We start from the raw sequence: 14,740 nt of genomic DNA on the forward strand, positions 1-14,740 counted from the left end.
CTCCTAATGCTGGCACCATACCACACTAAGGAGCTTCCTCATTACATTCGGGATGACGTTTCACTGGGTTATGACGTCATCCTGAACGCAGTGAAGGATCTCCTAATGCTGGCACCGTACCACACTAAGGTGCTCCCTCATTACATTCGGGATAACGTTTCCAACTCTACGAATTAAGTCATCCTGAACGCAGTGAAGGATCGCCAAATGCTGGAACCGTAGCACATGCAGAAGATCCCCTTTACATTCGAGATGACGTTTTTCTAAAGTTATGAGCCAGCAACCATTGTCCTGATTTCCTTTATTTTCGCATCCAGATCATCGGGAACAACTCCCCCGCCTTGAGCCATATCATCACGACCGCCTCCTTTGCCACAAAGATGTCTTACTAACATAGCGGCAGATGGCGCTTTTCCTATAATATTCTTGCTTACTCCGGCGATTACGTTCATTTTGCCTTGATCTACGGCAAATAATACGATTACTGCAGATTCCATTGAGGATTTAAGTTGATCCAGAGTGCTGCGCATGGTTTGACTGTCCATACCATCCAATCGTTTGATCAATAGATTAATTCCATTAATCTGCTCCACTTCACCCAGCAGATCCGCACCTGATTTTTGTGCTTTCTCGCTGAGCAGTTTTGCAATTTCCTTTTCTTGCTTTTTACTGTCCTGAATTAATTGCGACAATTTCTCAGGTAAACTGCTTGAAGTGGTTTTTAATTGTGACGCCAGATCATTTATAAGGGCCTGTTGTTCATTGACCCAGGCCAAAGCATAACGACCTGTAACCAGATCAATACGTCTGACACCGCTCGCGATCCCATATTCAGCTATAATCTTGAACAATCCTATGTCACCTGTTCGGCGCGCGTGTGTTCCACCGCATAATTCTTTGGAAAACTCCCCCATAGTTAAAACGCGCACTGCTTCGGCATATTTTTCTCCGAACAGCGCAACAGCACCGCTTCGTTTGGCGGTTTCTATATCCATAACCTGAGTCACTACTTCACTATTCGCGCGAATTTGATCATTAACCAATAATTCAATCTGTTGAATTTGCAAGGGGGTCAACGCTTCAAAATGTGAGAAGTCAAAACGAGCTCTTTCGGCATCAACTAATGATCCTTTCTGCTGTACATGTTGGCCAACAACCGCTTTTAAAGCGGCATGCAATAAATGTGTTGCCGTATGATTCAGACGTATTGCGTCGCGTCGTTGGACATCAATTCGAGCATCTGCTAATTGATTCAAGGCTAAACTACCCTCTTCCACTTCGCCATAGTGAACTAAAGCCTGCCCCACTTTTTGCGTATCATCCACCCGAAAAGTAAATTCTTTTCCGCTTAGATACCCTTTATCACCTACTTGACCGCCGCTTTCAGCATAAAAAGGGGTTCTATCAAGAACAACAGCCCCTTTGGCTCCCTTGCCCAGGCTGCTCACTTCTGATCCGTCCTGAAGCAAGGCAATAATGGTTCCCTTCATGCGTTCCTGTTCGTACCCATGAAATTCTGACTGATGCTCCAGTTGAGTGCTTGCATGATAATCTACGGAAAATTGACTCGCGGCCTGAGATTGTTCTCGTTGTTGCTGCATCAAGTCATTGAAGCCATCCATATCAACTTCCAAACCCTGTTCACGTGCAATATCCGCCGTAAGATCTATAGGGAACCCATAGGTATCGTATAATTTGAATGCTACCTGACCTGATAACTGCTTGCCCTTAATTGTTTGCATTTGCTCCTGCAATAACCTTAAACCTTGCTCCAGAGTTCGTGCAAACTGATTTTCTTCCTGAAGCAATATTTTTTCTATGTGTACTTTTGACCTAATTAATTCTGGATATGCATCACCCATCACATCAATTAATGGTTGTACCAATTGAGAGAAAAAGGGGGAAGGCAAACCCAGTTTATTACCGTGTCGAACGGCTCTGCGGATGATCCTTCTTAACACATAACCGCGCCCTTCATTACCGGGAACCACGCCATCGGCAATTAAGAAAGAACACGATCTTATATGATCTGCAATGACTTTTAATGAAGTATGATTGATATCGATATCATTACCCAGTTTGGCAATAGCATGAATCAGATATTGAAAACTATCAATTTCATAATTACTGTGAACACCCTGCACTACGGCTGCCAGCCGCTCCAATCCCATACCTGTGTCTACTGAGGGTTTAGGCAATGGATGCAGGATCCCGTCTTTATCCCGGTTAAACTGCATGAAAACCAGATTCCATATCTCTATATATCTGTCGCCATCTTCTTCGGGACTTCCCGGTGGTCCACCAGCAATTTCAGGACCATGATCATAAAATATTTCGGTACATGGGCCACAAGGTCCAGTATCCCCCATAGACCAAAAATTATCTTTTTCTCCGCAACGAGAAAATCGCTCGGCTGAAACGCCCATTTCCTTTAACCAGATGTCTTCCGCTTCCTGATCATCTTTATAGACAGTAATCCATAAACGTTCTGTTGGTAACCGCAATACTTGCGTTAAAAAATCCCAGGCAAACTTAATGGCTTCTCTTTTAAAATAATCGCCGAAACTGAAGTTTCCTAACATTTCAAAAAAAGTATGATGCCGGGCAGTATAACCTACATTCTCCAAATCATTATGTTTGCCGCCAGCCCGCACACAACGCTGAGCGCTCACCGCTCGATGATAAGGTCGGGTTTCAAGCCCTAAAAATAAATCTTTAAATTGCACCATTCCCGCATTGGTAAATAACAAAGTAGGATCGTTAGCGGGTATTAATGAGCTTGACTCAACTAATTGATGACCATGTTGTGCAAAATAATCAAAGAATGCCTTTCTAATTTCAGAACTTTTCATTTTCTACGACTTACCATTTAAGTTAATTGAATTATCTCTATTGATTCACTTTCATCTGACACATGCAGACACCTTCTGTCGAAAAAGGATGCGTCAAAAATCACTTCAACTCCTTTACCACCGCGTCAATAATATCCATACTAAACCCACGATAAAGCAAAAAGCGCTGTTGTTTCTGTAGTTCAGTAAAATTCAAATCCGTGCGTCCCTTGCATTTTTTCTCCCAGACATCCAAAGCATAAGCGACCCAATTATCTCGCTCTTTGGAGAGTTCAGAGAGAATGAGCTCTTGATCCACTCCCTTGCTCTTTAATTCCTGAATGATTTTTAATGGACCATATCCCTGACGAATCCGTGCCCGACTAAATTGCTCGACAAAACGACGATCATTTTGCAAATCAAGGCGTTGGCAGGCATCCAGGGCATCTTTAATTTCAGTCGAATCAAAACCTTTGCGTTCTAACTTTTTGGAGAGTTCTATAGCGCCATGTTCACGCCTGCTTAACAGGCGTATGGCGCTATCAAATGCTTTAGTCATCAATACTCTCAAAACTGTCTTCAGTCACTGGTGCTAACATAGGCAGCTTTTTCTCTAGCAATTCAGTACGAATTTGTTGTTCCAGAACGGCAGCTATCTGAGGATTTTCCTTCAAATACATGCGGACATTCTCTTTGCCCTGACCAATTTTTTCTTGCTTATAGCTGTACCAGGCTCCAGATTTTTCAATCAGATTTAATTGAACCCCCAGATTAATAATTTCACTTTCACGTGATATACCTTCATTGTATAGAATATCAAACTCGGTCATTTTAAAAGGTGGCGCAACTTTATTTTTAACTACTTTAACCCGTGTTTCACTACCTAATATTTCTTCGCCCTTTTTAATTGAACCTATTCTTCGTATATCCAGACGAACTGAAGCATAGAACTTTAATGCATTACCGCCAGTTGTTGTTTCAGGACTGCCGAACATAACGCCAATTTTCATACGAATCTGGTTAATAAAAATGACCAGTGTGTTGGAGCGTTTAATGTTTGCTGTAAGTTTACGTAAAGCCTGTGACATCAATCGTGCCTGTAAACCAACATGAGTATCCCCCATTTCACCTTCAATTTCAGCTTTCGGTGTCAAGGCGGCAACCGAGTCAATAATGACCACATCAACCGCAGCAGAACGAACCAGCATATCGGTAATTTCTAAAGCCTGCTCCCCTGTATCCGGTTGAGAGACGATTAAATCATCAACATTAACACCCAATTTTTGAGCATAACCAGGATCTAATGCATGTTCAGCATCAATAAACGCGGCAGTACCACCCATTTTCTGACACTCAGCAATCACCTGAAGAGTTAATGTTGTTTTACCTGATGATTCCGGACCGTAAATTTCAACGATACGCCCTTTAGGCAAACCACCTATTCCCAGCGCAATATCCAATCCCAGTGAACCTGTGGAAATGGCTTCAATGTCTCGAGATACCGTACTATCTCCCATACGCATTACAGAACCTTTGCCAAATTGCCGTTCAATTTGCAACAAGGCTGCTGATAATGCTTTTTGTTTATTTTCTTCCATAATTAATTCCAAGTAGTAGTGTGCAAGGACAAAATTATCACACAGATATGTGCGGCCGGCAAACTGATTCATCATGTCCGCACTGCTATTTCCAACAGAGTAATTATCAAAGGAAGAAATTAACCTAAATTCGCTAATTGAATCATAGCGAAAGGCAGGTATAAGCCATTTGATAATATTTAAGGTTTAAGGTTTCATCAGAGAAAGAACGCCTTCCAAAGCCTGTCGACAAGCAGCCTCACGAATTTCATGCCGCGTACCAGCAAACTGCATTTTCAGGGTTAATGGAGCCGAATTACGTGTAACCCAGCCAAAGCATACGGTTCCAACGGGTTTATCAATACTTCCCCCATCCGGTCCAGCAATGCCCGTGACCGATACAGCAATATGACCAGCACTATATCGCAGTGCGCCAACAGCCATAGCTGAAGCGACTTCCTCACTGACAGCGCCAAACTGAGCCAATAGTTCACCAGGAACCGCTAACATGTCATGTTTGGCCAAATTGCTGTAGGTAACAAAGCCTCGTTCAAACCATATTGAACTGCCGGGGATCTCGGTCAGATAAGCAGCAATTAAACCACCCGTACAGGATTCAGCGGTAACCAGCTGTTGCCCTGAAGCCTTTAATTGAGAAGCTATTTCTTTAATTAATACATTAAGGTGATTCACGTTTAGATCCTGCTAAAGAAAAAACCCCATAACATATGTTTATGGGGCTTCTTAAGGCATCAATAAAAGTTAAAAACTCTTAGTGACTTTGACCATCGGTAGAAGGTTGTGCAGTACCAGTATCAGTTTTTCCTGCATCATCACCTTTAGTCTGTGTTTGGTCAACAGTAGTATCTGTTTTACCATCAGTTGGTTTAGAAGCACCATTATCACCGCAAGCGGTTAACAGTACTGCTAAAAATCCAGTTGCAGCTATCATAGCTAAACGATTCATAACCATTCTCCCTATTAAATTTAGATTTTATATAAAATCACCTTAATTCTAGCAAATATTCACATTAAGTGAAGGACTTATCATCAATCTATAAAAAATAAAATTTTAATCCAGGCACATAATGTACCTTTTAGATACAGAAAATCTCTTTACTGACTTACAACCACAGTTTTGTTAAAATCGCGACATGCTTATTTTGAAACGATTTCATGACCACATCACACACGCCAATGATGCAACAGTATTTACGCATCAAATCAGACTATCCAGACATGTTGCTGTTTTACCGCATGGGTGATTTTTATGAATTATTTTTTGATGATGCCAAACGAGCTGCTCAATTATTGGATTTAACTCTGACTCACCGAGGTCAGTCTGCAGATAAACCCATTCCTATGGCCGGACTTCCTTATCATGCAGTCGAAAACTATCTGGCCAGACTGTTAAAAAAAGGTGAATCAGTGGCCATTTGCGAACAAATCGGCGACCCGGCAACCAGTAAAGGGCCTGTAGAGAGGCAAGTAACGCGAATCATTACACCCGGTACGGTAACCGATGAAGCGCTTCTGGATGCCAAAAAAGATAATTTGCTGTTAGCCTTGCATCAACACAGACATAAAACAGGCATGGCATGGGTAGACTTAAGCAGTGGTCGTTTTCATTTGCTTGAATTAGATGAAGAACACCACCTTAAAGCGGAACTAAATCGTTTACAACCCGCTGAAATTCTCGTACAGGAATCATCGAAATTATACGATTATTGCAGCGAATCTACTGTTAAAAGCCGTCCAGGTTGGGAATTTAGTCCTGACAGCGCACTCAAACAGGTACGAGAACAATTTTCAGTAACTGATCTGTCCGCGTTTGGCGAACAGGAACATCCTACCGCTTTAATAGCCGCCGGAGCTTTACTCGCTTATTTACAAACGACTCAAAAACAGGCGTTACCCCATCTTACCTCAATGATCCTTGAAAATTCCCAGGACTATCTGCAACTTGACGCAGCCACACAAAAACATTTGGAGCTCATTGAAAATGTTCATGGCGGCAGCAATCATACCTTGTTATCCATTCTGGATAATACTGCATGCGCCATGGGAAGCCGCTTATTAAAAAGATGGTTAGGCAGACCATTAAAACAGCACAGCCTGATTCAAGCTCGCCAACAGAGCATTAAAGAAATTATAAATGCTCAACAGGATGCAACAATTCATCAAATTCTTAAACACTGTTGTGATGTAGAACGAATTGTATCCCGCATCGCGTTAAAATCTGCGCGTCCCCGTGATTTAGTAGCCTTACGCAACACGTTGTTAGTACTTCCTGATCTACAGGAAGCACTAAACAACAATCAAACACCATTAATCAGTCAATTAAAGGTACAGATCAGCCCTATACCGATACTCCAGCAATTATTGGTCGCAGCGATAATAGATAATCCCCCCGTGTTAATCCGGGATGGAGGCGTAATTGCTCCTGGTTTTGATGAGGAACTTGATGAATTACAATCCTTAAGTACCCATGCAAACGAAAAACTGGTTCATCTGGAACACGCAGAAAAACAACGTACAGGTCTTTCTACTCTGAAATTCGGATTCAATAATGTACAGGGTTACTATATTGAACTATCCAAAACACAAGCAGAAAAAGCCCCACCGGAGTACCTGAGAAAACAAACTTTAAAAAATGTAGAGCGTTATATTACCCCTGAACTCAAAGTGTTTGAAGAAAAGGTACTTTCAGCGCAGGTGAAGGCCTTAGCCCGGGAAAAATGGCTGTATGACAATTTATTGGTTGAAATACAGCATTATATTAACGAATTAACCGGTCTTGCTCAGGCACTTGCTGAACTGGATGTTCTGGTCACTCTTGCTGAACGGGCGCAAAGTTTAAATTGGAATTGTCCAGAAATGGTAGAGAAATCAGGGATTACCATTCATTCAGGACGTCATCCCGTTATAGAACAGCTCGTTCAGGAACAGTTTATTTCTAATAGCCTCACGCTGAATCCCGAACACAATATGTTACTGATTACCGGCCCTAATATGGGAGGTAAATCAACCTACATGCGTCAGACTGCTCTGATAGTTTTGTTAGCGCACACTGGAAGTTTTGTACCAGCTGATAAAGCAGTATTGGGGCCTATTGATCGCATTTTTACACGTATCGGTTCAAGCGATGACCTGGCTTCCGGTCGCTCAACCTTCATGGTAGAAATGACTGAAACAGCTCATATCTTAAGACAGGCAACTCCTGAAAGTCTGGTTCTCATTGATGAAATTGGGCGCGGAACCAGTACCTATGATGGTATGGCTCTGGCTTATGCAAGCTGCGCGTACCTTGCAACAACACTGAAAGCATATACCTTATTTTCAACTCATTATTTCGAATTAACGCGTTTGCCGGAAGAACTACCCTGCATACGCAATGTCCATTTGAAAGCCTCTCTGGATACTGGACGAATTATATTTCTCTATCGTGTCGAAGAAGGCTCTACAGATCGCAGTTACGGTTTGGAAGTGGCCGCCCTTGCGGGCATCCCCTCTGAGGTACTCTCCCTGGCAAATCACTATTTAAGCCATATACAGGATAAGAAACAACATCCACTCACTGAATCGCCAATCCTCGTCCCGGCACGCTCACCTGTTTTAGACAAACTGGCAAGCATAGATCCGGACAGATTAACAGCGAGAGAAGCGCTGGAGCTGATTTATAAATTGAAAGAAATGGGGGCAGTGGATGCTACACATTAGTACAGCTGCCGCATGAAAAAATCAGGGTGTGTTGACAATTCCGATTTCAACGTCCCGCGACGTGCTCGCGGGATGCAGTCCGATCGTGATGAAGACATTATGTTCGTTAATAATTCTGGGTCTGTGGATCCCGCGAACAGGTCACGGGAGGTTGGGTATATTTTGAAGAATTGTAAACTCACCCTAATCTATCTAATCCTTATTTTTATTTGTTTCCCCCTGTTGGCCGAGAGCATCAAAGCACCTGCGTTGAAGATAAATGGGATTACGGGTAAAGTACTTGCCAATGTGGAGCAACGTTTAAAAGAGCTGCAAGAAATCAAACCACTAACCGAACTCAGTCAGGATGAGTTACGAATACAAATCATTAAAGCCATAGAACCTTATGGTTTTTTCAAAGCTGAAGTTTATCTGGTGGCTATAAACAATCAGAATATAACGATCAACATTCATACCGGCCCTCAGGTCCATGTTTCCTCTATCCATATTGAACTTCTTGGTGAAGGTCGCCAAAACCCGTTGCTTCTCAAAATTATAAAAGAGTCGCCTATAAAAGCTGGCGACCCTTTTTTCAGCGAACGCTATAATCAGGCAAAACAAAGTCTAATCAATACGGCAGAAAATCTGGGTTATCTGCATGGAATCTTCCAAAAATCAGAAGTTTTGATTGATGAACAGACTAACACGGCACGAATTACCCTTATATTTGATACCGGATCCTTATATTATTTCGGTCAGGTACAATTTGATCCAACCTATATCAGTCCCGAATTACTTCATCGTTTTGTTCCCTTTCATCCGGGGCAAGCTTATTCAACCGATGAAATCCTTAAATTAAACGATAATCTTTCAAATAGTGGATACTTCAATTCCGTACTGGTGAAACCACAGATTGGCGAGAGTCAGACGGTACCCGTACAGGTTCATTTACAACCTGTATCAAAATATTCGTATTCAATTGGGGCGGGTTATGGAACAGATACGGGGGTTCGAGGTCGGGCAGCACTGCATGTGATTCCTGTTAATCGTAAAGGCCATAAGTTTAATGCACTGGCTCAAGGTTCATTTACCCAGAATGCTCTGCAAGCCCAATATGTAGTTCCGGGAAAAAATCCAGTGGCAGATCAATACAGTCTTACCGGTAATTTTTCCAATCTCAATTACAATACCGGGTACAGTAATGCCGTTCTATTGTCCCTAGGTCAACTGCATAATGGAGACAACTTCCAGAGGTCATTATCATTAAACAGTCTTTATGAGAGTTTTCATTATGCCTATCAACCAACTACAAATCAGTTCCTTTTATACCCCAAAGCGACCTTCACCTTCACCAAAACGAAAAATCTATTATTCTCTCCGTCTGGCTATAACATCAGTGTCAATGCTCTGGGGGCCAATAAATTCACCTTCTCCAATCTTGATTTTGGGCAACTGTCGGTCGATGCTAAAGTAGCGCTTATGATAGACTCGATGCGCTTACGGCTTTATGGACATACGATTCAGGGAATCACTGCGACCAGTAATATTAATCAACTGCCTTTATCGCTGGCGTTACTCCTGGGGGGAACTGACAATTTAAAAGCCTATAGTTTTAACTCTATAGGGCCCGGAAGAATCATAAGTTATGGCGGTTTTGAAATCCAAAAAGAAACTTATAAAAACTGGTATCTGCTTGGTTTTTATGATGCGGGAGATGTATATAATCCTGCAGCCAGAAGGATGTTATACGATGTGGGTGTCGGTTTAATGTGGGTTTCTCCAATAGGCCCGATCAAAGTTGGATTAGCCCAATCGGTAAACAGCCAATTGCAAAGAGTGGGTACCAATCCTCGTTTAGTCATTAATATGGGACCAGACTTATGATGAAACTTCTAAAGAGGTTATTTTATTTCAGTCTTGTTCTGCTCATTTGTTTGATTGCTTTACTCTCTTTTTTCCTGACGACAACACCAGGCTTATACACCTTGATCCGGTTAAGTTCGATATCTATTCCAGGTACTATTAAAGTACATCATATTCAGGGTCGATTATTGGATGAATTCTCAATTGATACACTGGATTATCATCACAATTCAACGCACGTAAAAATAGACCGGTTGCAGGTAAAATGGAGTCTGAACTCTTTGATGCATCCACAATTGCAATTTAAGGAGCTAAAAGCAAAGTCTGTAGAACTGAATGATAGCGTTGCCATACAGATGCTCACGTTCACAGGTTCAATAACTCGAAATAATTTAAAAGTAGACTCAGTTCGATTTAATTATTTAAAGGATGCCATTTACGGTCGTATGCAGGTTGATCTTCAGCTGCCACATGCGCTTACAGGATCAATCACGCTAAATCCTAAAAATTCAACTCAATCACTACTGAAAGGAACACTTGATTTTGGTGGCGATATGACGCAATTGCGATGGACTGGAGATGTTCAAGGTCCTGCGGTAGTGTCTGTAAATGGAAGCCTGAACAATCTGTCCGACTTAGAGCAAATCATTAAATGGCGTGATGGCTCATGGGCGCTATCGGAACAGAATCGGCTTTACAGTCCGGAAGGACGATTAAAGATATCAGGAACTTTCCCCGAACTGAATATTGAGCTTAAGACCAAAGTGAACCAAAATCACAAAGACAATGTGCAAATAAACGCGAGTATTCATGGTACGCTTCCTAAAAAATGGAACTTTAATGCAACAGTCTCTAATACACAGTCTCCTGAATCCACAACGGAAGGTATTTATTCAAGTCTGAATGTTACAGGAGAATTTCAGGATCTCAATAAAGGCTCTGTAATCTTGACTTTAGCTCCTGGCCATTATCAAATGGCAAAAGACAGCAGCCTGCCCATCCTTCAATTTTCCGGAGGTTCAGTAAAAGCTTCATTGACTCCTAGAGCATTGTCGGGGAAAGGCTCTTTAAAAATAGATTCAAACACACAAATGAATCTGAATTTTAACCTCCCTGACTTTAAACTGAGCAATGGGTTTTCCGGTTTGCAGCCCATCTCTGCTGAACTGACTTTGTTAGTTAAGTCCTTTGATTTTGTCAAATCATTGAGTCCTGATATCAGTAATCCCCAGGGACAATTGACTGCCTCGCTAATGGCCAAAGGAACTCTGAATAAACTGCTTTTAGAAAGCAAATTAAAATTAGCTAAAGCCAGTTTCTCCATTCCCAAACTAGGCCTTAATCTGAACGCTATAGATATCACTGTCCTGGCTAAAAAGAAAAAATGGGAAGCCAATGGAACAATAAACGCGGCCAACAAAAAGCTATTGGTCAAAGGACAAGGAAGCCTTGGCACATCTCGGGTTGGTGAACTGACGCTACAAGGATCTGATTTTCCTATCGTAAACACCAAAGAATATCAAATAAATATCTCACCACAGCTCAAACTGTCCATCTCACCTTCTAACTTAACTATAGCCGGAACCGTTGTCATACCCTATGCGCAGATAAAACCGCAATCATTTTCCAATAGCCTGACTGTTTCTGATGACGTGATCTTTAATACCAAACAGGAAGAAAAGCCTCCTTCTCCATTGAATACCAATGTAGACGTTAAAGTAGAAATGGGGGAAAAAGTCGAACTCACCGTTAAAGGACTGCATGCTACATTAGCAGGAGCAGTTAATTTAAAACAACAACCACAGGGACCGATGAGCGCGACTGGCGAACTGAATGTAGTACAAGGTGAATATAAAGCTTATGGCCAGGATTTGGCAATTGAGCAGGGAGAACTTATTTTCACTGGTGGCCGTCTGGATAATCCGGGCATTAATATTAGAGCATCAAAAAAAATCGATACAACTTCGACATCGCTCACCAGTTCAAATCAGCTTTTTGATTTTAATAACAATAATCTGCAAAACGCGAACTTACGCGGTAACATCCGTGTCGGAGTTGAAGTAACTGGACGTTTAAGTACTCCCAAAATCCAGCTATTTTCTACTCCTTCAATCTTGTCTCAAGCGGATATACTGTCTATGCTGGTTTTAGGCCGTCCGGCCAGTCAAGCCAATAAAGCAGGTGGACAGTTATTATTAGCTGCCATATCGTCAATGAATCTGGGAACAGGAACCAATGGAGCACAACTTCTGGATCAATTAAAACAAAATTTGGGCTTTGATCTGAATGTACAAACCAACAGCAATTTTAATCTGGTCACTAATCAGGTAAGTGATAACACTGCCCTGGTCGTTGGAAAATCACTATCCAAACGCATGTATTTAAGTTATAACGTTGGTTTATCACAAGCGGATCCTAATGTGCTAACGCTTAAATATTTGCTTAATAAATTTTTAAGTATTCAAGTGAGCAGCAGTGATGCGGGTAGTGGCATTGATATTTTATATACCTCGAATAAATAAATATCAGGGCGTGTTGACTATTCCGATTTTGACGTCGCGGGACGTTGAGAACAATTTGATGAATGGTCAATACATTCTAATCTAAATTAAAGATATTTTAGTAAGGATTTTTTCATGAATGATTATACTATTCCTTTGCGATTAAGTCGCCTTCGAAGCAGTGCAATGTCACGTGCTTTGGTTAAAGAAACTCGCCTGCATCCGCAGCATTTTATTGCCCCCCTGTTCATCAGTGAGGAGTTAAATACACCTAGAGAAATAGCAGCCATGCCGGGTCAATTTCAACTCGATATTGATTCTTTGCCAAAAGAGATTGAGCAGTTAAGTGCTTTAGGTATTCCTGCGGTTTTACTTTTTGGTATTCCCAAAATAAAAGATGCATGCGGAAGCGAATCATTTAACAAAGACGGTATCATTCAAAAAGCGATCAAAAAAATTCGTTCGGTCAACTCTGAACTATTAATCATTACCGATCTCTGCTTTTGTGAATACACAGACCATGGGCATTGCGGAGTTTTAAAAGATAAGAAAATTGATAATGCCAACACATTACATTTATTAGGAAAACAAGCCGTAAGTCATGCCGAAGCAGGAGCTGATTGGGTTGCTCCCAGTGGTATGACTGATGGCATGGTCAGCGCCATTAGAATGGCATTAGATGCCGCTGGATATCAACACGTTCCAATTCTGAGCTACAGCGCCAAATATTGTTCCTGTCTTTATGGACCTTTTAGAGAGGCAGCTCAAGGCGCGCCACAATTTGGTGACCGAAAAGCGTATCAAATGGATCCCGCCAATAGCGATGAAGCGCTTAGAGAAACAGCTTTGGATCTTGAAGAAGGGGCCGATATGATTATGGTCAAACCCGCTGGTTTTTATCTTGATATTATCTATAAACTCAAACAGCATTTTACCGAGGTACCACTATGTGCGTATCAAGTCAGTGGTGAATACTCCATGATAAAAATAGCGGCTCAAAACAATCTTATAAATGAAGAGCAAGCTATCATTGAGAGCTTAACGGCAATAAAAAGAGCCGGAGCTAATTTCATAATCTCTTATTTTGCCAAGGATATCGCCAAAATATTAAAATAAGTTTATCTCTAAAATGCACCAAATGAATCAAAACAAGAACTATAAAATCAGATTGCAGAGGTTAAAGCTTGCCTCAGAGAATACAATCCCATATAGTTAAACGGATTGGTTTGTACCAATCACTTATAATCTTTAATGGAGATATTAATGAATTTAATGCTTAAAAGTATATCGGCAATAGCTTTAAGTCTAAGTGCCGCAGCCGCTTTAGCAGTTCCAGTTTATTTAACAACACACAACAACACATCTCTTGAATCTAATGCCTATGTTGCTGGCACAATTCCATCACCTTACCCTACTCCAGCGAACTCCACTCGCCAAATATATTGGAATATGGTGAAAATGGCTTGCTATGGACATTCCACAAATGGAAGATGTTCTGCTCTTATAAAAATGGCAACAAATACATCAAACCCTATTGATATCGGTTATGTTTCTATGGAACTGGAAACTGGTGATATCACTCCTAAAGTACTTTCAGCTAAAGGATTTACTCTGACCGTTAATGGTCCTGGTGAAGCAACAATCACTAAAGATTAATCAGGCTTCGTAAAACCAGTTTTTTGTTTTAACTTCTACATAACAAATTATCTTCAAAGCCCGCTCGCTCTAGCGGGCAACCACTGTTCCAGATAAATCATTAGCCAACACAAGCCACAAGCAAAAGAAAACGTCATCCCGAATGAAATGAGGGAACCCCTGAATGTAGCACTGTGCCTGCATTGGGAGTTCCTTCGCTGTGCTCAGGATGACGTACTTCTCAAAAGATACGTCATCCCGAATGAAATGAGGGATCTCCTGAATGTGGCACTGTGCCTGCATTTGGAGATCCTTCGCTGTGATCAGGATGACGTAATTTCAAAAGAAAACGTCACTCCGAATGAAATGAGGGATCTCCTGAATGTGGCACTGCGCCTGCATTGGGAGATCCTTCGCTGTGCTCAGGATGACGTAATTTCAAAAGAAAACGTCATCCCGAATGAAATGAGAGATCTTCTGAATGTGGCACTGTGCCTGCATTGGGAGATCCTTCGCTGTGCTCAGGATGACGTACTTCTCAAAAGATACGTCATCCCGAATGAAATGAGGGATCTCCTGAATGTGGCACTGTGCCTGCATTGGGAGATCCTTCGCTATGCTCAGGATGACGTAA

General features: G+C 41.6%; 11 protein-coding genes. 6 read left to right on the forward strand and 5 right to left on the reverse strand.

From position 1 onward, the window contains the following. Positions 1–269 precede the first annotated feature (269 nt). From alaS to IZU94_RS03650, 5 genes are all read right to left on the reverse strand, one after another. Positions 270–2,852 (reverse strand): alanine--tRNA ligase, encoded by a 2,583-nt coding sequence (alaS, locus tag IZU94_RS03630; RefSeq protein WP_203108113.1) that lies wholly within the window; start codon positions 2,850–2,852, stop codon positions 270–272. 100 nt (positions 2,853–2,952) lie between these two features. Continuing rightward, on the reverse strand, positions 2,953–3,390 hold the full coding sequence (gene recX, locus IZU94_RS03635) for a recombination regulator RecX (RefSeq protein ID WP_203108115.1): 438 nt from the start codon (positions 3,388–3,390) through the stop codon (positions 2,953–2,955). After that, the gene (recA, locus tag IZU94_RS03640; RefSeq protein WP_058473778.1) at positions 3,383–4,429 is read right to left on the reverse strand and encodes a recombinase RecA; all 1,047 of its coding nucleotides are present in this window, start codon (positions 4,427–4,429) and stop codon (positions 3,383–3,385) included. Before recA ends, recX begins: the two co-directional genes overlap by 8 nt. A gap of 186 nt (positions 4,430–4,615) precedes the next feature. After that, positions 4,616–5,101, reverse strand: coding sequence for a CinA family protein (locus IZU94_RS03645; protein WP_203108117.1), 486 nt, complete (start codon positions 5,099–5,101; stop codon positions 4,616–4,618). 79 nt (positions 5,102–5,180) lie between these two features. Beyond that, on the reverse strand, positions 5,181–5,375 hold the full coding sequence (locus IZU94_RS03650) for a hypothetical protein (protein ID WP_058473597.1): 195 nt from the start codon (positions 5,373–5,375) through the stop codon (positions 5,181–5,183). A gap of 209 nt (positions 5,376–5,584) precedes the next feature. On the opposite strand from IZU94_RS03650, the gene mutS reads away from it, so the two are divergent. The 6 genes from mutS to IZU94_RS03680 all read left to right on the forward strand — a co-directional run. Continuing rightward, on the forward strand, positions 5,585–8,128 hold the full coding sequence (gene mutS, locus IZU94_RS03655; protein WP_203108119.1) for a DNA mismatch repair protein MutS: 2,544 nt from the start codon (positions 5,585–5,587) through the stop codon (positions 8,126–8,128). Between the two features lie 12 nt (positions 8,129–8,140). After that, complete coding sequence (locus IZU94_RS03660; RefSeq protein ID WP_238400677.1) at positions 8,141–9,991, forward strand: autotransporter assembly complex protein TamA; 1,851 nt, start codon at positions 8,141–8,143, stop codon at positions 9,989–9,991. Then, a complete protein-coding gene (locus IZU94_RS03665; protein ID WP_203108121.1) occupies positions 9,988–12,492 on the forward strand; it encodes a translocation/assembly module TamB domain-containing protein in 2,505 nt (834 codons plus the stop codon). The genes IZU94_RS03660 and IZU94_RS03665 overlap by 4 nt, the downstream gene beginning before the upstream one ends. A gap of 114 nt (positions 12,493–12,606) precedes the next feature. Continuing rightward, positions 12,607–13,587 (forward strand): porphobilinogen synthase, encoded by a 981-nt coding sequence (gene hemB / locus IZU94_RS03670; RefSeq protein ID WP_203108123.1) that lies wholly within the window; start codon positions 12,607–12,609, stop codon positions 13,585–13,587. 147 nt (positions 13,588–13,734) lie between these two features. Next, positions 13,735–14,127, forward strand: a complete 393-nt coding sequence (locus IZU94_RS03675; protein WP_203108125.1) for a hypothetical protein — start codon at positions 13,735–13,737, stop codon at positions 14,125–14,127. Between the two features lie 147 nt (positions 14,128–14,274). After that, a partial coding sequence (locus tag IZU94_RS03680) for a hypothetical protein (RefSeq protein ID WP_203108127.1) occupies positions 14,275–14,740 on the forward strand: 466 nt, incomplete at its 3' end.

It is taken from the genome of Legionella bononiensis (genome assembly GCF_016786215.1).
Taxonomy (GTDB): Bacteria; Pseudomonadota; Gammaproteobacteria; order Legionellales; family Legionellaceae; genus Legionella; species Legionella bononiensis.

Bases quoted from the DNA above. Each gene is read 5' to 3' on its own strand.
- hemB (WP_203108123.1), top strand. From the start codon at position 12,607: ATGAATGATTATACTATTCCTTTGCGATTAAGTCGCCTTCGAAGCAGT.
- alaS (WP_203108113.1), bottom strand. From the start codon at position 2,852: ATGAAAAGTTCTGAAATTAGAAAGGCATTCTTTGATTATTTTGCACAA.
- IZU94_RS03660 (WP_238400677.1), top strand. From the start codon at position 8,141: ATGAAAAAATCAGGGTGTGTTGACAATTCCGATTTCAACGTCCCGCGA.
- recA (WP_058473778.1), bottom strand. From the start codon at position 4,429: ATGGAAGAAAATAAACAAAAAGCATTATCAGCAGCCTTGTTGCAAATT.
- recX (WP_203108115.1), bottom strand. From the start codon at position 3,390: ATGACTAAAGCATTTGATAGCGCCATACGCCTGTTAAGCAGGCGTGAA.
- IZU94_RS03675 (WP_203108125.1), top strand. From the start codon at position 13,735: ATGAATTTAATGCTTAAAAGTATATCGGCAATAGCTTTAAGTCTAAGT.
- IZU94_RS03665 (WP_203108121.1), top strand. From the start codon at position 9,988: ATGATGAAACTTCTAAAGAGGTTATTTTATTTCAGTCTTGTTCTGCTC.
- IZU94_RS03650 (WP_058473597.1), bottom strand. From the start codon at position 5,375: ATGAATCGTTTAGCTATGATAGCTGCAACTGGATTTTTAGCAGTACTG.
- mutS (WP_203108119.1), top strand. From the start codon at position 5,585: ATGACCACATCACACACGCCAATGATGCAACAGTATTTACGCATCAAA.